This is a genomic window from Actinoplanes sp. URMC 104, from assembly GCF_051386375.1.
GTDB lineage: Bacteria > Actinomycetota > Actinomycetes > Mycobacteriales > Micromonosporaceae > Actinoplanes.
Genome location: NZ_JBPQTO010000007.1, coordinates 263,522 through 280,732 on the forward strand (window position 1 = coordinate 263,522; position 17,211 = coordinate 280,732).

The 17,211-nt window shown below is 71.4% G+C and carries 14 protein-coding genes; 8 read left to right on the forward strand and 6 right to left on the reverse strand.

What is annotated here, in order from left to right:
• Positions 1-47: 47 nt before the first annotated feature.
• Positions 48-1,331, reverse strand: coding sequence for a citrate synthase (locus ACSNN8_RS22890; RefSeq protein WP_436651325.1), 1,284 nt, complete (start codon positions 1,329-1,331; stop codon positions 48-50).
• 162 nt (positions 1,332-1,493) lie between these two features.
• Here ACSNN8_RS22890 and ACSNN8_RS22895 point away from each other — a divergent pair, with 162 nt between their 5' ends.
• The 7 genes from ACSNN8_RS22895 to ACSNN8_RS22925 all read left to right on the forward strand — a co-directional run bounded on the left by ACSNN8_RS22895 (position 1,494) and on the right by ACSNN8_RS22925 (position 8,032).
• On the forward strand, positions 1,494-2,351 hold the full coding sequence (locus tag ACSNN8_RS22895) for a universal stress protein (protein WP_436651326.1): 858 nt from the start codon (positions 1,494-1,496) through the stop codon (positions 2,349-2,351).
• A 41-nt stretch (positions 2,352-2,392) separates the two neighbouring features.
• Positions 2,393-3,145, forward strand: a complete 753-nt coding sequence (locus tag ACSNN8_RS22900; protein ID WP_436651327.1) for an EAL domain-containing protein — start codon at positions 2,393-2,395, stop codon at positions 3,143-3,145.
• A gap of 274 nt (positions 3,146-3,419) precedes the next feature.
• Positions 3,420-4,202 carry an exodeoxyribonuclease III gene (locus ACSNN8_RS22905; protein WP_436651328.1) on the forward strand — a complete coding sequence of 261 codons (783 nt, stop codon included), beginning with the start codon at positions 3,420-3,422 and terminating at the stop codon, positions 4,200-4,202.
• A gap of 89 nt (positions 4,203-4,291) precedes the next feature.
• Positions 4,292-5,995: a PP2C family protein-serine/threonine phosphatase gene (locus ACSNN8_RS22910; RefSeq protein ID WP_436651330.1), complete on the forward strand. Its 1,704-nt coding sequence runs from the start codon at positions 4,292-4,294 to the stop codon at positions 5,993-5,995.
• Entirely contained in the window at positions 5,992-7,026 is a 1,035-nt protein-coding gene (locus ACSNN8_RS22915) for a cobalamin B12-binding domain-containing protein (RefSeq protein ID WP_436651331.1), read from the forward strand. The genes ACSNN8_RS22910 and ACSNN8_RS22915 overlap by 4 nt, the downstream gene beginning before the upstream one ends.
• Positions 7,027-7,227: 201 nt before the next feature.
• Positions 7,228-7,449 (forward strand): hypothetical protein, encoded by a 222-nt coding sequence (locus tag ACSNN8_RS22920; RefSeq protein WP_436651332.1) that lies wholly within the window; start codon positions 7,228-7,230, stop codon positions 7,447-7,449.
• Positions 7,450-7,648: 199 nt separating this feature from the next.
• Positions 7,649-8,032 (forward strand): winged helix-turn-helix transcriptional regulator, encoded by a 384-nt coding sequence (locus ACSNN8_RS22925; RefSeq protein WP_436651333.1) that lies wholly within the window; start codon positions 7,649-7,651, stop codon positions 8,030-8,032.
• A gap of 4 nt (positions 8,033-8,036) precedes the next feature.
• Here the strand turns inward: ACSNN8_RS22925 and ACSNN8_RS22930 are convergent, their stop codons facing one another.
• The 5 genes from ACSNN8_RS22930 to ACSNN8_RS22950 form a co-directional block, all read right to left on the reverse strand.
• Positions 8,037-8,423 (reverse strand): RidA family protein, encoded by a 387-nt coding sequence (locus ACSNN8_RS22930; RefSeq protein ID WP_436651335.1) that lies wholly within the window; start codon positions 8,421-8,423, stop codon positions 8,037-8,039.
• Positions 8,424-8,541: 118 nt separating this feature from the next.
• Positions 8,542-9,282, reverse strand: a complete 741-nt coding sequence (locus ACSNN8_RS22935) for a laminin G domain-containing protein (RefSeq protein WP_436651336.1) — start codon at positions 9,280-9,282, stop codon at positions 8,542-8,544.
• A gap of 161 nt (positions 9,283-9,443) precedes the next feature.
• Positions 9,444-9,824: a DUF6401 family natural product biosynthesis protein gene (locus ACSNN8_RS22940; RefSeq protein ID WP_436651337.1), complete on the reverse strand. Its 381-nt coding sequence runs from the start codon at positions 9,822-9,824 to the stop codon at positions 9,444-9,446.
• A gap of 75 nt (positions 9,825-9,899) precedes the next feature.
• Positions 9,900-13,796 (reverse strand): ATP-dependent RNA helicase HrpA, encoded by a 3,897-nt coding sequence (gene hrpA / locus ACSNN8_RS22945; RefSeq protein WP_436651339.1) that lies wholly within the window; start codon positions 13,794-13,796, stop codon positions 9,900-9,902.
• A 67-nt stretch (positions 13,797-13,863) separates the two neighbouring features.
• On the reverse strand, positions 13,864-14,829 hold the full coding sequence (locus ACSNN8_RS22950) for an LCP family protein (RefSeq protein ID WP_436651340.1): 966 nt from the start codon (positions 14,827-14,829) through the stop codon (positions 13,864-13,866).
• Positions 14,830-15,490: 661 nt separating this feature from the next.
• Here ACSNN8_RS22950 and ACSNN8_RS22955 point away from each other — a divergent pair.
• On the forward strand, positions 15,491-16,999 hold the full coding sequence (locus tag ACSNN8_RS22955; protein ID WP_436651341.1) for an exopolysaccharide biosynthesis polyprenyl glycosylphosphotransferase: 1,509 nt from the start codon (positions 15,491-15,493) through the stop codon (positions 16,997-16,999).
• The last annotated feature ends 212 nt before the right edge of the window (positions 17,000-17,211 follow it).

Sequence of the window (17,211 nt, forward strand, 5' to 3'; positions counted from 1 at the left end):
AAAACGCCCCGCCGGGCAACCGGCGGGGCGTTGAACAGAAAGCTGGGTCAGCGCTTGTCGATAGCGATGAACTCCCGCTCGGGGGCGCCGGTGTAGAGCTGGCGCGGCCGGCCGATCTTGGTGGCCGGGTCGTTCATCATCTCGGCCCACTGCGCGATCCAGCCGGGCAGGCGGCCCAGCGCGAACAGCACGGTGAACATCTTGGTGGGGAAGCCCATCGCCTTGTAGATCAGGCCCGTGTAGAAGTCCACGTTCGGGTAGAGCTTGCGCGAGACGAAGTAGTCGTCGCTGAGCGCGATCTCCTCGAGCTGGAACGCGATCTCGAGCAGCGGGTCGGGCTTGTCGAGGGTCTGCAGCATCTCCTGCGCGGCCTTCTTGACGATGGCGGCCCGCGGGTCGTAGTTCTTGTAGACCCGGTGGCCGAAGCCCATGAGCTTGACGCCCTTCTCCTTGTTCTTCACTCGCGTGACGAAGGAGTTGACGTCGCCGCCGTCCTTGCGGATCTGCTCGAGCATTTCGAGCACCGCCGCGTTGGCGCCGCCGTGCAGCGGGCCGGACAGCGCGTTCACCCCCGCGGAGACTGACGCGAACAGGTTGGCCTGCGCGGACCCCACCAGACGGACGGTGGATGTGGAACAGTTCTGCTCGTGGTCCGCGTGCAGGATGAACAGCATGTCCAGGATCTTGGCGACCTTGGGGTCGACGTCGTAGTTCACCGTGGGCAGGCCGAAGGTCATCCGCAGGAAGTTCTCGACGTAGTCGAGCGTGTTGTCCGGGTACGGCAGCGGGTGGCCGATGGACTTCTTGTAGGCGTACGCCGCGATGGTCGGAAGCTTCGCCATCAGCCGGATGCCGGAGATCTCGACCTGCTCGGCGTCCAGCGGGTCGAGCGCGTCCTGGTAGAAGGTCGACAGCGCGGTGACGGCCGAGGACAGCACGGCCATCGGGTGCGCGTCGCGAGGGAAGCCGGAGAAGAACGTGCGCATCTCCTCCTGCAGCAGGGTGTGCACGCGGATCTTGTCGGCGAAGTCCTTGAGCTGCTGCGGCGTCGGCAGCGCGTCGTGCATCAGCAGGTACGAGACCTCGAGGAAGGACGACTTCTCGGCCAGCTGCTCGATCGGGTAGCCGCGGTAGCGCAGGATGCCGGCGTCACCGTCGATGTAGGTGATGGCGGACGTGGTGGAGGCGGTGTTGACGAAACCCTGGTCGAGGGTGACGTAACCGGTCTCCTTCAGGAGGGCGCTGACGTCGATGCCGCCCGGGCCCTCGACGGCTTCGCGCACCGGCATCTGCAGCTGCCCGCCAGGGTGCTCGAGCTTGACATCCGTCATGTATTTCCCTCACTTCACCGGCAGATGTCCCAGAAATTTTGAAGTTCACCGTAAACCCTCAACCTGAATGGGTCATCAGGCGGCTCCCTGCTGAGGGATTGATCACGAAGAGTGGCGCACCGGTATAGATAATGGTTGCAGTCCAGCGGAGGTGCGAGCCCCATGCCGAAACCGAGTCCGTCTCCCGTCGTCGTGGGTGTGAACGGCACGTCGGCCGGGCTGGCCGCCGTGCGGCTCGCCGCCCGCGAGGCCGTCTCCCGCGACCGCGACCTGCGAACAGTGCACGCCTTCACCTGGTCACCCCGCCTCGATCAGAACTACGACCGGGCCCGGCGCGCCGCCACCCGGATCGTCGACGCGGCCGTCGCCACTGCCCAGCGTTCCACACCCGGGGTGCGGGTGACAGGCCAACTGGTCGACGGGCTCGCCGATCGCGTGCTGCTGCGCCTGAGCCGCGCGGCCGAACTGGTCGTCCTCGGCGACGACGACCTGGCGACGCTGCCCTGGCTGCCGTCGGGCTCGGTGCTGGTGCAGACCGTGGCGCGCTCCTGGTGCCCCGTGCTGGTGGCGCGCGGCCCGCGCCCGCAGGCCGGGCCGATCCTCGCCGCGGTCGACGGCTCGCAGTGCTCGCTGCTGGCGCTGCGCCTGGCCGCGGCCGAGGGGGCCCGCCGCAACGTCCCGGTGCTGGTGGTGCACGTGGTGGATCAGCCCGGGCTGCGCGCCGAGGAGCAGGGCCTCGACGTGCTCGAGCGGGCGGTCGCGGCCGTGCCCGACCTCGGCGACCACCGGGTGCGGCTGCTCTCCGGATCGGTCGCCCCCACCCTCGTACGCGCCTCCACCCGCGCGCGGGTGACCGTGCTGGGCCCGCGCGGCAGCCACGACGCCGGCCTGCTCGGCTCGGTGGCCCGCACGGTCCTGCGCCGCGCCGCGAGCCCGACGCTGTTCGCCCACGGCCGTGCCCTCCCCCAGCAGCGCATCGCCGCGCCCGCGCGGCCCTCGTCGACCGCCCTGGCCCGCTGACCGGGCTCAGTTCCGCCCCGCGGCGACCGAACCGACCGGTGATGGACGGCCTCGGGGCGGCACTGCGCGACGGGCTGCTCGGCGTGGCGTACCAGCCGATCGTCGAGCCGGCCACGGGTGTGCCCGTGGGCGCCGAGGCGCTGGCCCGCTGGGTGCACCCCGAGCACGGCCCGGTCCCGCCGGCCGCGTTCGTCCCGGCCGCCGAGCGCAGCGGGCTGATCGGCGCGATCGACGACCTGGTGCGCGGCGAGGCGCTGCGCCGGCTGGCCGGGTGGCGCGGCGACGGCACGGTCGGCGACGACTTCTTCCTCTCGGTCAACGTCTCGGCCCGCCGGCTCACCGACGCGGATCTGGCCCGCACCGTCGAGTCCGAATTGCTGCAGTACGAGGTGCCGGCGCACTGCGTGGCCTTCGAGGCGGCGTCCCCGGCGCCGGGCCGCGCGCTGTTCGAGCTGCGGCGGCTGGGCTGCCAGGTGCTGCTCGACGACTTCGGCGCCGGCTCCCCGGTGGGCCTGCTGCGGCTGCCCGTCACCGGCCTCAAGCTGGACCGGTCCCTGCTGCCCGCGGACGACCTCGTGCGCGCGGTCGTCACGATGGGCCGCACCCTCGGGCTCACCGTGATCGCCAAGGGCGTCGAGACCCGGCCGCAGCGTGACGCGCTCGCCGCGGCCGGCGTGACCCGCGCTCAGGGCTGGCTGTGGGGCCCGGCCGTCCCGCCCGCCGATTTCGCCCGGCACTGGCACGCCGAGCGGGCCTGCGCCCTCACCCGTCGTGCTCGGCCGCTCGCATGCTGACAAAGGCGACACCACGACTGGCAACCTGTGCGCGACTCGGGCATTATTCGACCACCGGGTTCGTGGGTAACGGGGATCACAACCGGCTCATGTTTACTCGTCGAGAGGAAAAAGGCATGGCGGCGCTGGTGGGTACCGAGGGAACCGTGGTGTGGCTGGTCGCGGTCCTCCTTGTTCTCACGGGCGGGCTGACCGCCGCGATCCTGGCCGCCACCCGCACGACCCGCCGCTCCTGAGGCGCGCGCGGCGCCCGGACATGTAGCACTCTGGGCAGATGCGCTTCGCCACCTGGAACGTCAACTCCGTCAAGGCGCGCCTGCCGCGCCTGCTGGAGTGGCTCGACACCACCAAACCCGACGTGCTGTGCGTCCAGGAGACCAAGGTCGCCGCGGACGGCTTCCCGGCGGCCGAGGTCCGCGACCTCGGTTACGACACCGCGGCGTACGGCCAGGGCCGCTGGAACGGTGTCGCGTTGCTCTCCCGCGCCGGGCTCGAGGACGTCCGGCACGGTTTCGACGGCGAGCCCGGCTTCCCCGACCCCGAGGCCCGCGCGATCAGCGCCGTCTGCGGCGGCATCCGCTTCTACTCGATCTACGTGCCCAACGGCCGCACCCCTGACGACCCGCACTACACCTACAAGCTGTCCTGGCTGGCCGCGCTGCGCACGGCGCTGGCCCCGCAGGCCGCGGCCGGGCCGCTGGTGGTCGCCGGCGACTTCAACGTCGCGCCCACCGACGACGACGTGTGGGACCCGCGGGTCTTCGCCGGCTCCACCCACGTGACGCCGCCGGAGCGCGAGGCGCTGGCCGCGATCCGCGCCGTGGGGCTGCGCGACATCGTCGCCCGGCCGATGAAGGGAGATCATCCGTTCACCTATTGGGATTACCGTGCCGGCATGTTCCACCAGAACAAGGGCATGCGCATCGACCTGGTCTACGCGACCGACTCGGTGGCCGGGCGGGTGACGGATGCGGTGGTGGACCGGGAGGCGCGCAAGGGCAAGGGCCCCAGCGACCATGCGCCGATCGTGGTCGACCTGGCCGACGAGGCCGCCTGACCGCGCGGCCTGCGCCCGGCAGCCCGGCCGGCGGGCACGTACGCTGGGACGAACGAAGATCGTACGGCGGGGAGAGAACAGGAGGGACCATGACGGCGCAATCGCCGGTCGAGACCGGCGAAAGGCTGACCGACGGGCCCGCACCTGCCCTGCTCCGTGCCGCGCTCGACGCCGCCGGTGAGGCGGTGGTGGTCTGCGGCTCCGCCGACGACATCATCCTGATGGTCAACTCGGCCGCGCGGGCGCTGATCCCCGGCCTGGTCGCCGGGCGCAGCGCCGCCGAGGGCGCACCGGCCGGCCTGGTGGGCGCGCTCGCCGCCGGCATCGACACGTTCACCGACGTGCACGAGGGCCGCCACCTGCAGGGCCACCGGCGCGCGCTGGGCGCCGACCACTACGGGTGGTACCTGCGCGACCGCACCGACGAGGTCGCCCGCTCCGACGCGCTGCGCGCCGAGCGGGCCCGCACCGCGTTCCTGGCCGAGGCCGGGCGCCGCCTCTCCTCGACGCTGCACCAGGGCCGGTGCCTGCGGATCACCGCCGAGCTCGCCGTGTCCCACCTGGCCGACGCCGCCGTGGTGGTGCTGCCGGTCAACCGCCGGCAGACCCAGTGGGTCCGGCTGGTCGCGGGCGGCACGCTCGAGGAGGGCATGCTGCGCGAGGGCCGGCTGCCCGAGGTCCCCGGCCTGGTCGAGGCGCTCGGCGGCTTCCCGCCGATCCCGAGCAGGTGGCTCGACCCGTCCCAGGCGCCCGGGTGGCTGCTGCCGGCCGAGCTGGGCCCGGTCGGCGCGCTGCTGGTCACGCCGCTGCCCGGCAACGCCGAACCGGCCGGTGCGCTCATTCTGGCCCGCCGCGGCGAGCACGCCGCGTTCACGCCCGAGGACGAGATCCTCACCCGCATCTTCGCGGCCCGCGCCGGCGCTGCCATCTCCGCCGCCGGGCTCTACCGCGAGCAGGTCGACACCACGGCGGTGCTGCAGGCCGACCTGCTGCCGCCCGAGCTGCCCCAGCCCGACGGCATCGAGCTGGTCGGCTCCTACCAGGCGGCCCGCGAGGCGATGCGCATCGGCGGCGACTTCTACGACGTGTTCGGCCCCACCGACACCAGCCCCGACACGGTGATCGCGCTCGGCGACGTGTGCGGCAAGGGCCCCGAGGCGGCCGTGCTCACCGGCAAGGTGCGCCAGACGCTGCGCGCGCTGCGGCTGGTCGACGCGCCGCCCGTGGAGATGCTGCGGGTGCTCAACAAGGCGCTGCTCGAGTCGGGCCGCCAGCACCGGTTCGTCACCATGGTGGTGGGCTCGGTCGTGCGCGCCGACCACGGGCGGGTGCGGCTCACGCTGGCCACCGGCGGCCATCCGCCGCCGCTGGTGCTGCGCGCCGACGGCACGGTCGAGGAGGTCGCGGTCAGCGGCACGCTGATCGGCGCGGTCCCGCGGACGGTGGTGCGGCCCGCGGACGTCGAGCTGGCCCCCGGCGAGCTGTGCCTGCTGTTCAGCGACGGCCTGATCGAGGCGCGCGGCGGCCCCAGCGGCGAGGAGCAGTTCGGCGACGACCGGCTGCGCGACGCGCTGGCCGAGTGCCAGGGCCTGCCCGGCGTGGCCACCGTCGAGCGCGTCCGCCAGCTGGTCAGCGACTGGGTGCACGGCGGCGGCAACCGCGACGACATCGCGATGCTGGCGGTCCGCGCCCCCACCCGCACGCAGCTCAGCCTGCGCAACGGCGCCCGCAACACCTCGCCGTTCGCGATCGACGCCCGGCGCAACGACCGGCGCGCCCGGCAGCGCTCATGAGCGTCGCCTCCCGCCGCACCCTCGACGACCCCGGCGTGTTCGAGGAGTTCCTGACGCTGGTCGGCGAGGGCGACGAGTACGGCGCCGTCGAGGTGGTCGACGAGCTGCTCGACGGCGGTGTGCCGCCGCAACGCATCATGATCGACCTGATCGGCGGCACCCAGGCCCGCGTGGGCGAGCTGTGGGCGGCCAACCGCTGGTCGGTGGCCCGCGAGCACGCGGCGACCGCGATCAGCGAGCGCGCGCTGGCGGCGGTCGCGGCCCGCACGAACGTCCGGCCGTCGCGCGGCCGTGTCACGATCGCGTGCGTCGACGGTGAGTGGCACGCGCTGCCGACCCGCATCCTTGCCGAGATGCTGCGGCTGGACGGCTGGCGCGTCGACTTCCTGGGCGCCAACGTGCCGGGCCCTCACCTGGTCACGCATCTGCACCAGACCGGCCCCGACGTGGTCGCGCTGAGCTGCATGATCGCCACCCGGCTGCCCCGGGCGCACGCGGCCATCACCGCCTGCCGGGCCGCCGGCGTGCCGGTCATCGCCGGAGGTCCCGGCTTCGGGCCCGGCGGCCGCTACGCGCAGCGCCTGGGCGCCGACGCGTGGGCCGCGGGCGCCGAGGAGGCGGTGTACCGGCTGGCCCGCAACTGGCCCCCGCACGGCCAGGACCCGCAGCTGCCGGCGTACCTGGCAGACGAGGAGTACACGTACGTCGTGCGCAACCGTCCCGAGCTGATCGGCACGGCGATGCGGCAGCTCACCGGCGCCTATCCGGCGATGCGCGACTACAACCAGCGCCAGCTCGACGCCACCGCCGAGGACATGGCCCACATCGTCGACTTCCTCGCCGCCGCGCTGTACGTGAGCGAGACCGCCGTGTTCACCGACTTCGTCGCCTGGACCGGCAGCGTGCTGCAGGCCCGCGGCGTGCCGCCGGTGGCGCTGCGCGTCGGCCTCGGAACGGTCCAGTCGCAGCTGCGCGACTTCCCCGCCGCCACGGCGATGCTGACCGCCGGCGTCCGGCTGATAAATGGCTAGCGTGCCCCGCGCGCCGCGCCTACCGTGACACCCATGCGCTGATCCTCCGGCCCGTTCGGGCCTTTTCCGTGCTCGGTTCCGGGTGCTCCGGCGGGATGCCGCCGTGGAGCCGCGTCGCGCCGACACCCGGAGCAACCACGCTCATCTCCCCCGGCTCCACCATGCCCGGCCCCGCATCGCGCGGGTCCCGAGGAGGCCCCTATGCCTGGTCAGCGTTTCACCGTCGCCCTGCCCGACGAGTCCACCACCTTCACCCCGCCCGCCGCCGACGACGCCAAGGCCGCCCGCAAGGGACGCGGCGACGCCGAGCACCACGGAGCCCGCGACGGCCGCCAGGCCGCCCGCGAACGCTCGGAGCGGGCCCGTTCCGGCCGGGCCGCGAGTGCGGGCACCGGCCGCTCGTACGCCTTCCGCCGCAGCTGAGTCGTCCCGCGCGAGCAGCGGGGCGCCCGCGGTCCTCACCGCCGGGCGCCCCGCCGCCGTACGGCGATGCCTCACTCACAGATGCACCCAGTCGGCTTCCGGAGTCCACCGGATGTTGCGGCGGTACGGGGCCGAACCGCAGGAAACCCCGGAGCGCCCGCATCGAGCCTCCGGCGAGAGCAGGATCTACGGTGGAGGCATGGGTACCCGAGCCGAGATCGCCGAGCTGCCGCCGGACGCCGACCTCGCCCGCGCCGACTCGCTGGCCCGGCAGATTTTCACCGACGTGGCCACCAAGTGGACGCTGCTGATCATCGAGTTCCTCGGGCAGCGCACCATGCGGTTCAACGAGCTGCGCCGGGAGATCGGCGGCATCAGCCACAAGGTGCTGACCCAGAACCTGCGGACGCTGGAGCGCAACGGCCTGGTGGAGCGGACCGTGCACCCCACCGTGCCGCCCAGCGTCGACTATGGCCTCACCGATGCCGGGCAGGCCCTGCGCACGGTCGTCGACGGCATGTGCGGCTGGACCCAGCAGCACCTGGCGCACATCGAGGCGTCCCGCCGCAAGTTCGACGGCTGAGCGCTCACTCCAGGACCGCCGTCGCCTCGACCTCCACCAGGTGCTCGGGCACGTCGAGAGCCGCGATCCCGAACAGCGACGCGGGCGCCGCGATGGGGACGCCCAGCTTCGCCGACGCCCGGGCGATGCCGTCCAGCAACTCCGGCATGCGGTCCGGCGTCCAGTCAACGACGTGCACGGTCAGCTTGACCACGTCGGCGAACGTGGCGCCCACGCCGGCCAGCGCGGTGGCGAGGTTGAGGTAGCTCTGCTCGACCTGGGTGGCGAGGTCGCCGCCCGCCCAGGCCACCTGCCCGGCGACGTGGATCAGCCGCGAGCCGGTCGCCACCGACACCTGCCGGTACACGTCGATCTGCGGCAGTCCGGGCGGATCGATCAGGGTGACGGCCATGCCGGTGCCTCCTACGGTTCGAAGATCTCTACCCGGACGACCGTACGAGGCTTGCCCCGAGCCCGGAAGGAGGCACTTTTCCGAGCTCAGGGCACCTCGAGGTAACCGCCCCCGCCGATCAGCCCAGCTCGGCGTACACGTCGTCGAGGCGGCCGTGGTACATGTCGGTCCTGGTCTTGAAGTTGGGCCCGCCGATGCGCAGCGGCATCGTGTTGCTGATCGACAGCGTCGACGGGATCGTGGTCTGGCCGCCCAGCTGGTTGTCCACCCAGACCGAGAGTGTGGTGCCGCTGCGCTGGCAGAGCACCTTGTGCCACTGGCCGTCGGCGACCGAGGCCGACGAGCGCGCCAGATAGACGGTGGACGAGCCGGTGCCGGTGACGACGCACTGCGCCTTGCCGTTGGTCCGGCCGACCTGCATCTTCCACTGGCTCGCCGTGCCGGCGACGCCCTTCTGCAGGATGTTGGCCGAGCCGGTGATCTGAGCCTTGGTCACCTGCACCCGCGCCGACCAGCGGAACAGCCGGGTGCCGGGGTTGAGGCTGGCGACGTTGGCGGTCTCGAACAGGGCGCGCGGGCAGGTGGTGGCGGTGGTGGCGCAGGCCGCGGGGAAGGACACGAAGCGGCCGCTGGGGGTGGCGGTCTCGTAGCGGACGGCGCCCTGGTCGGCGGAGCGGGTGGTGAGCGCGGGACCCCGGCCGGAGGTGTCGGCGACGGTGCCGTTGACGGCTCCGGCGTCGAACGTCCAGCGGGCCACCAGCTGAGGCGTGGGCGCCGTGGTCGGGGTGGTCGCCGCGAGGGCAGGCGTCGCGGGGACGACGAGAGCGGAGGCCGCGGCGAGCGCGAGAGCAAGCTTCATACGTACAAGATGGCGTATTGACCGTTTTCTCCGCAAACCGCCCCTATCAGCGTTTCGGGGCGATTCGGCGGCCGGGTGGGCGATCCCGAACGGGGGAACGAGCGGGGAGACGGAACAGGGACGGCCCGCCGGAGCGGGCCGTCCCTGCGGGTTCGAGGGGCTCAGAGCACCCCGTTCTCCTCGGCGATCATGCAGATCGCGACGAGGCGCAGCAGGTGCCAGTCCGCGGCCTTCCACTCGCCCGGGGCGGCCGGAGCCTCGCCCGGCGCGGGCAGCTCCCGGCTCATCCGGCGGGCGCCGGCGACGATCGCGCGGGCGTACCCGGCGAGACCGTCGGCGTCGGCGTCGCGGCCGGCCGACTCCAGGGCGTCGCGAACCGCGGCCGCGTGCTGGTCGACCAGGGCGAGCAGACCCGGGTCGGCGAGCGCGGCGACGATCCCGTCGACGCCCACCCGCGCCATCATCTCGTCCAGCAGGCCGGTCGCCGGCGAGGCCGGAACGAGCGCGGAGATCGGGGCGAAGGCGAGGAATTCGTTCGTCATGGCCAGAACGCTAGGGCCTCGGGAGCACGGACGACAGGGGGGTAACCGAACGGCACCCGAGCGCCTACGAGCGTGCTACACGGGCAGCTGGTCCATCGCCTTGAAGATCCTTTTGTCCGATATCGGATAGGCGGTTCCGAGCGACTGGGCGAAGAAGTTGATCCGCAGCTCCTCGATCATCCAGCGGATCTCGGTCAGGCCCGCGGTGCCCGCCGGCAGCTCCGCGCGCAGCTCGCGGTACTCGGACTCGATCTCGTGCAGCTGCGCCATCAACTGCCGGTCGCGGGCCAGGTTGGCGCCCAGCCGGTCGAGCCGGTAGACGATGCCGCGCAGGTACCGGGGCAGGTGGTGCAGCTGCCTCCACCCGGTCTCGGTCACGAAGCCCGCGTGCACGAGGCCCTTGAGCTGCTGGCGGACGTCGGCCAGGGCGGGCAGCAGCGTCGGGTTCCGCTGCGACTTCAGGCGCTGCTCGATGTCGTACGCCGTGGAGAGCACCTGCCGCACCTGCGTGACCACGTTGGCCACGGCGTCGACCAGGTCCTGCCGTACGGTGTCCCGCAGCGAGGCGAACTCGATCGAGGACCACACCGGCCCGCCCGCATCGGTCACCAGCCGGTCGACGGCCGCGCCGGCACAGTCGTCGAGCAGCTCCGCGATCGACCGGTACGGGTTCCCGCGCGACAGCTCGAGCTTCGCCTGGTTGTCGAGCCGCCCCTGCAGGTAGCGCGCGGCCGGGGGCAACGTCAGCAGCAGCAGCTTCCGCGTTCCCGCGACCATGGCCGTACGCTGCTCGGCCTCGGTCTCGAAGACCCGGATCGCGACGCTGTCGCCCTCGTCGACCAGCGCCGGATAGACGTTGACCTCGTAGCCGCCGCGCATCTGCGCCACCCGGCGCGGCAGCACCCCGAAGTCGTTGGCGGTGATGCCACGCCGCTCGATGTCGCCGGCCGCCTTGGAGATCGTCTGCTGCACCTTGGGCGCCAGCGAACGCCGCAGCACCTCGAGGTCGCGACCCTCCCCCACCACGGCGCCCTGCTCGTCGACCACCCGGAAGTTCACCCGCAGGTGCTCGGGCACCTGGTCGGGCCGCCACGCGTCGCGCGGCACGATCGTGCCGGTGAGCCGCCGCAACTCGCCCCCGACCGCGTCGGGCAGCGGGCCGCGGCGCGCCGGGATGCGGTCGAGCACGGCCTCCGCCCAATCCGGCACCGGGACGAAGTTGGTCCGCAACGCCTTGGGCAGCGCCCGGATGAGCGCCACCACGACCTCCTTGCGGAAGCCGGGCACGGACCAGCCGAAGTCGTCCGGGTCGAGCTTGTTGAGCAGCGCGATGGGCACCTCGACGGTGACGCCGTCGGCCCGGGAGTTGGGCTCGAACTCGTACGAGAGCGGCAGCCGCACCCCGCCCGCGAGCCAGGCGTCCGGGTACGCGTTGGGGTCGACGGCGTCGCGGCCGGCGTTCACGAGCAGCTCGCGGGTGAACGTCAGCAGCTCGGGGTCGTCGCGCCGGGCCTTCTTCCACCACGCGTCGAAGTGCCGCGCGGACACCACGTCGGCGGGGATGCGGGCGTCGTAGAGGGCGTACACCGTCTCGTCGTCGACCGCGATGTCCCGGCGCCGCGCCCTGTTCTCGATCTCCTCGATCTGGGCCAGCAGCTTGGCGTTGTCGGCGTAGAACTTGTGGTGGGTGTCCCAGTCGCCCTCGACGAGCGCGTGCCGGATGAACAGCTCGCGCGAGACCACGGGGTCGACCTTGGCGTAGCCGACCTTGCGCCGCGGCACGATGGGCAGGCCGTAGAGGGTCACCTTCTCGTACGCCATGACCGCGCCCTGCTTCTTCTCCCAGTGCGGCTCCGAGTACGAGCGCTTCACCAGGTGCGGGGCGAGCTTCTCGGCCCACTCGGGCTCGATGCGGGCGTTCACCCGGCCCCACAGGCGGCTGGTCTCGACCAGCTCGGCCGACATCACCCAGCGCGGCTGCTTCTTGAACAGCGCCGAGCCCGGGAAGATCGCGAATTTCGCGCCGCGCGCGCCCAGGTACTCGCGCTTGTCGGTGTCCTTGAGCCCGATGTGCGAGAGCAGGCCGGACAGCAGCGCGGTGTGCACGTGCTGGCCCTCGGCGATCTCCTCGCGGTCCTCGGCGATCGAGAGGTTGAGCGTCCGGGCCACCTGGCGCAGCTGGGCGTAGATGTCCTGCCACTCCCGTACGCGCAGGTAGTTGAGGAACTCGCTGCGGCACAGCCGGCGGAACTGGTTGCCGGACAGCTCCTGCTGTTTCTCGCGCAGGTAGCGCCACAGGTTGAGGTAGCTGAAGAAGTCCGATTCCTTGTCGGTGAACCGGGCGTGCTTCTCGTCGGCCTGCTGCTGCTTGTCGGCCGGGCGCTCGCGCGGGTCCTGGATGGACAGCGCGGCCGCGATCACCATGACCTCGGCGACGCACTCCTGCCGGTCGGCCTCGATGACCATGCGCGCCAGCCGCGGGTCGACGGGCAGCTGCGCGAGCTGGCGGCCCAGCGGGGTGAGCTTGCGCTCGGCGAGCGCGCCGAGCTCCTCGAGCAGCTTCACGCCGTCGGTGATGTTGCGCCGGTCCGGCGGGTCGATGAACGGGAACTTCGCGAGGTCGCCCAGCCCCAGGTTGGTCATCTGCAGGATGACGCTGGCGAGGTTCGTCCGCAGGATCTCCGGCTCGGTGAACTCGGGCCGCGCCTCGAAGTCCTCCTCCGAGTACAGCCGGATGCAGATGCCGTCGGCGACCCGGCCGCAGCGGCCCTTGCGCTGGTTGGCGCTGGCCTGCGACACCGGCTCGATCGGCAGCCGCTGCACCTTGAGCCGGTGCGAGTACCGGCTGATGCGGGCCGTGCCCGGGTCGATGACGTACCGGATGCCCGGCACGGTCAGCGAGGTCTCGGCGACGTTGGTGGCCAGCACGACCCGGCGCTGCGAATGTCGTTCGAACACCTTGTGCTGCTCGGCGGCGGACAGCCGGCCGTACAGCGGCACGATGTCGGTGTTGCGCAGGTTGCGCTTGGCCAGCGCGTCGGCGGTGTCGCGGATCTCGCGCTCGCCGGAGAGGAACACCAGGATGTCGCCGCCGCCCTCGCGGCCCAGCTCGTCGACCGCCTCGGCGATGCCGTCGACCTGGTCCATCGGCTCCTCGGTCTCGTCCTCCTCCGAGGTGGTGACCAGCGGCCGGTAGCGGACCTCGACCGGGAACGTGCGCCCCGACACCTCGATCACCGGCGCGGGCTTACCGTCGCGGTCGGCGAAGTGCTCGGCGAAGCGCTGCGTCTCGATCGTCGCCGACGTGATGATCAGCTTGAGGTCGGGCCGGCGCGGCAGCAGCTCGCGCAGATAGCCCAGGATGAAGTCGATGTTGAGGCTGCGCTCGTGCGCCTCGTCGATGATGAGCGTGTCGTACCGGTACAGGTTGCGGTCGTTCTGGATCTCGGCCAGCAGGATGCCGTCGGTCATGACCTTGACCATGGTGTCGTCGCCGACCTGGTCGGTGAAGCGCACCTTGTAGCCCACGGTCGTGCCCAGCGGCCGCCCCACCTCCTCGGCGATGCGCTCGGCCACCGTACGGGCGGCGATCCGGCGCGGCTGCGTGTGCCCGATCTGCCCGCGGATCCCCCGCCCCAGCTCCATGCAGATCTTCGGGATCTGGGTCGTCTTGCCCGAGCCCGTCTCGCCCGCCACCACGACGACCTGATGGTCCCGGATGGCCGCGGCGATGTCGTCCTTGCGCAGGCTGACCGGCAGCGACTGCGGATAGCTGATCGGCGGCACGCTCGCCACCCGGGCCGCGACCCGCTCCGCCGCCCGGTCGATCTCCGCCGAGATCTCCTTCAGGGCAGCATCCCGCGCCGCCTCGTCCTTGATACGGCGGGTGCCCTCCAGCCGCCGCCCGAGGCGGTGCTCGTCACGGGGAAGGAGATCGGCCAGGCGGCTACGGAGTTCGGGTGTTGTCGACATCGCGCAGCAAGAATAGGCGGATCGGCCCCGTATCGCCCCGTGATTAACGCCGCCCGCCGGCCGGGAATCAGCTGCCCGGGGCCTTCTGCGGGTGCGCGGCCAGCCACTGGTCGATGGTGTCGTTGCGGATCGCCGCGAACATCGCCGCCGACTTGGCCCTGTCGAGCTGCACGGCGCTGCCGGCCGGCGTCCTGAGGCCGGCAGACGTGTAGGGCACCGTCGCGTACCTGATCGCGTCGGGCTTGATGTCGCGCACGGCGAGCGCCAGCTCCCGTACGTCCAGGCTCCTGTCCACGGTGAGCGCCTCCGCCGCCGTGACCAGCAGGTTGTCGAACTTCATCGGGTTGCTGAGCAGGTCGCCCTTCGACACCTTGGCGATCACCGCCTTGACCACCAGCTGCTGGTTGTACATCCGGCCGAAGTCGCCGCCCGGCACCTCGTAGCGCTGCCGCATGAACTCCTCGGCCTCGGCGCCGTCCATGTCGTGGCAGCCCTTCGCCCAGACCCGCTCCGAGAACGTGGACCGCACGTCGTAGGGCACGCAGACGTCGACCCCGTTCACCGCCGACACCATCTCGTGGATGCTCGCGAAGTTGGCGATCATCGCGCCGTCCAGGGACACCCCCGTGAGCCGCTTGACCGTGGTCGCCGTGAGCTTGGCCCCACCGAACGCGAAGGCGGCATTGATCTTGTTTTTGCCGCCCTTCCACGCGCCGGCCGCCGGAACCTCGACGTAGCTGTCCCGCGGGATCGAGACGATGGTCGCCTTGTCCCGCCCCCGGGCGACATGCACCAGCATGATCGTGTCCGAGCGCTCCCCGATCGGGCTCTTGCCCCCCGGCTCGGTGGCCCGCGAGTCCGACCCCAGCAGGAGCAGGTTGAGCGGCCCGGATTTCCAGTTCTCCTCGCGCTGCTCCTTCGCCCCCGGATCGCTGTCGTCGGGCAGCAACGCCTCACGGCTGACCTTTTTGTCGTACCGGTGGTAAAGGTAGTAGCCGCCGCCGGCCACTCCACCGGCGAGCAGAACGAGCAACCCGGCGAGAATCGCCAGCGCCTTCTTCCATCCCGGCAGACGCCCGAAACGTCCGCGCCGATGCCTCGGCTGTTCGTTTTCACCAGAGCCGGACGCCAAAACCATGCCCACACCCTTGCGTCGTTCGCCAAAGCGGTCAAGTCGGCGGCATCCTCCGTTCGGCCCCCTTGGGGTAGTCCTCGAAACCCCGCCGTAACCAAAAACCCAGAAAGAGCCGAAGACTAGTAAGCCTCTTTCAGGCTCCCCGCTCTCGCCTGCACTCGACACAGCCGTGAGCAGCTCAAACTCCAGGTGCGACAGATCACGCGGCTCACAAGCCCTCCCGCCGACGTGGCGCCGTATCGGACTTGTCCGATTAGCACGGCCGAAGGTGCGCGCGCTTGAACGCCTATGCCCCCACCTGAAGCGCGGGCAACACAAAGGTCGCGTTGGCCCGTTTCGGACCTGCCGGATCTTGGGATCGGCCGAACGGTTGACGCCGTTCTGTTTCAGCGATCTTTAAGGTTCCTTCGTCCCGTGCACGGCATCGCGGCCGAATGGGGACCTGAATTGCGGGAATCACCATTTCCGTACGCCGACCGACTCCACCGAAAGACTGGCGATGAGCTCCGACGCGGGCGGAACCCACACCGTCGCTCTCCCCACCGAGGAGCAGAAGCGAATGAGTGAGTCGAGCAGCAGGCGGCAGCTCGGACCACGCCGCCCGGTCGCGGCTCGCCCGCAGGCCAGGCCGGACGCCCGGTCGGACGCCCGGTCGGACGCCTGGGAGAAGACGACCATCGACGTCCTCTCCCGCCGTGACCGCCGGATCGCCGCACCGGCGAAGTCGGCGTGGCGACGCTTCGGCGAGCACTTCAAAACCGGGCGGGTGCTGTTCCTGGGCGACGCGGTCGTCGCCGCCTGCTTCGCCGGTTGGTGGGTGCAGTGGACGTGGCCGTTGCTGCTGGGCTGGCTGCTCACGGTCACCTCGTACGCGTCCTCCGGCCTCTACCGGCCCCGGCTGCACCTCACCCTCCTCGACCAGCTGCCACAGCTGGTGAGCCAGTTCGTCGTCGCGATGAGCGTGGCACTGACCGCGCCGGCGATGCTCGGCGTCGGCCTGGAGCTGCGCCGGCACGTCACCGGCGCGGCGCTGATGATCGGCGGCATGCTGCTGGCCCGCGGCCTGATCTTCACGGCGATCAGGATCGGCCGGAGCGCCGGTCTGGTCTGCCACCCGACGTTGATCCTGGGCGGCGGCGCACACGCCCAGAAGGTGCTCGGCGTGCTGAGCCGGCACAAGACGTACGGACTGAACGTGGTCGGCTACGTCGCCGACTCCCCCGTCCACGCCGAGGACCCCGCCGGCGGCTGGCACTACCTCGGCGACTTCGCCGCCCTTCCCCGCATCGTCGAGAAGCACGAGATCAGCGTTTTGCTCATCGACGAGATGTCGGTGGACCGGCCCCGGCTGCTCGACGGCCTCCGCAGCCGCTCCAGCATGCCGGCGACGTTTCTGCTCCTCCGGTCGTGGCCGCTGGACAGCTCGCGCGCCATCGGCGACCACATCGGTGGCGTGCCGATCCTGCGGATCAGCCGCGGCTGGAGCCTCGGGCAGCGATTCAGCAAGCGGCTGTTCGACATCGTCCTGGCCGCCGCCCTGCTGATCCTGCTGGCGCCGCTCATGCTGCTGGTGGTCGCCGCGATCCTCGTCGAGGACCGGCACGACCCCATCTTCAAGCAGGTCCGGGTGGGTCGCGACGGCCGGCTCTTCACCATGTACAAGCTGCGCTCGATGCGCCCGGTCCCCGCCGACCACTCCGACACGGCCTGGTCGGACGTCGCGGCCTCCCGGGTCGGCCGGGTCGGACGCATCATCCGCGCGACCTCGATCGACGAACTGCCGCAACTGTTCAACATCCTGCGCGGCGACATGACCTTCGTGGGCCCGCGCCCCGAGCGACCCCACTACGTCGAGCAGTTCAGCGCCATCTTCCCCGACTACCAGTCCCGCCACCGCGTCACGGTCGGCCTGACCGGCCTGGCCCAGGTGAACGGCCTGCGCGGCGACACCTCCATCGACGACCGCGTCCGCCACGACAACTACTACATCGACCACTGGAGCCTGTGGCTGGACATGAAGGTTCTCATTTGGACCTTCAGTCAGGCCTTCGGCGCCCGCGGCAGCTGACCCACGAAGCAGAGGTTTCGTCCTAATGACCGCCACCTTCCCTACCGGCGACCCGGCAGCGACTGAGGTCCTTCACGTCTCGGAGGCATTCAGCGACAGCGCAGCGACGGCGATGAGACAGGACACCGACCCGTTTTCGACCGGCCGCCACCGCTCCTTGGCTTCGGCTCGCCAGCAGAGCGTGCAGCCAGATACCACTCGAGACCTCAGAA

What these genes read in the sequence shown, in the direction of transcription:
- ACSNN8_RS22890 (WP_436651325.1), bottom strand. Translation starts at nt 1,331, where the DNA reads ATGACGGATGTCAAGCTCGAGCACCCTGGCGGGCAGCTGCAGATGCCG.
- ACSNN8_RS22895 (WP_436651326.1), top strand. Translation starts at nt 1,494, where the DNA reads ATGCCGAAACCGAGTCCGTCTCCCGTCGTCGTGGGTGTGAACGGCACG.
- ACSNN8_RS22900 (WP_436651327.1), top strand. Translation starts at nt 2,393, where the DNA reads ATGGACGGCCTCGGGGCGGCACTGCGCGACGGGCTGCTCGGCGTGGCG.
- ACSNN8_RS22905 (WP_436651328.1), top strand. Translation starts at nt 3,420, where the DNA reads ATGCGCTTCGCCACCTGGAACGTCAACTCCGTCAAGGCGCGCCTGCCG.
- ACSNN8_RS22910 (WP_436651330.1), top strand. Translation starts at nt 4,292, where the DNA reads ATGACGGCGCAATCGCCGGTCGAGACCGGCGAAAGGCTGACCGACGGG.
- ACSNN8_RS22915 (WP_436651331.1), top strand. Translation starts at nt 5,992, where the DNA reads ATGAGCGTCGCCTCCCGCCGCACCCTCGACGACCCCGGCGTGTTCGAG.
- ACSNN8_RS22920 (WP_436651332.1), top strand. Translation starts at nt 7,228, where the DNA reads ATGCCTGGTCAGCGTTTCACCGTCGCCCTGCCCGACGAGTCCACCACC.
- ACSNN8_RS22925 (WP_436651333.1), top strand. Translation starts at nt 7,649, where the DNA reads ATGGGTACCCGAGCCGAGATCGCCGAGCTGCCGCCGGACGCCGACCTC.
- ACSNN8_RS22930 (WP_436651335.1), bottom strand. Translation starts at nt 8,423, where the DNA reads ATGGCCGTCACCCTGATCGATCCGCCCGGACTGCCGCAGATCGACGTG.
- ACSNN8_RS22935 (WP_436651336.1), bottom strand. Translation starts at nt 9,282, where the DNA reads ATGAAGCTTGCTCTCGCGCTCGCCGCGGCCTCCGCTCTCGTCGTCCCC.
- ACSNN8_RS22940 (WP_436651337.1), bottom strand. Translation starts at nt 9,824, where the DNA reads ATGACGAACGAATTCCTCGCCTTCGCCCCGATCTCCGCGCTCGTTCCG.
- hrpA (WP_436651339.1), bottom strand. Translation starts at nt 13,796, where the DNA reads ATGTCGACAACACCCGAACTCCGTAGCCGCCTGGCCGATCTCCTTCCC.
- ACSNN8_RS22955 (WP_436651341.1), top strand. Translation starts at nt 15,491, where the DNA reads ATGAGTGAGTCGAGCAGCAGGCGGCAGCTCGGACCACGCCGCCCGGTC.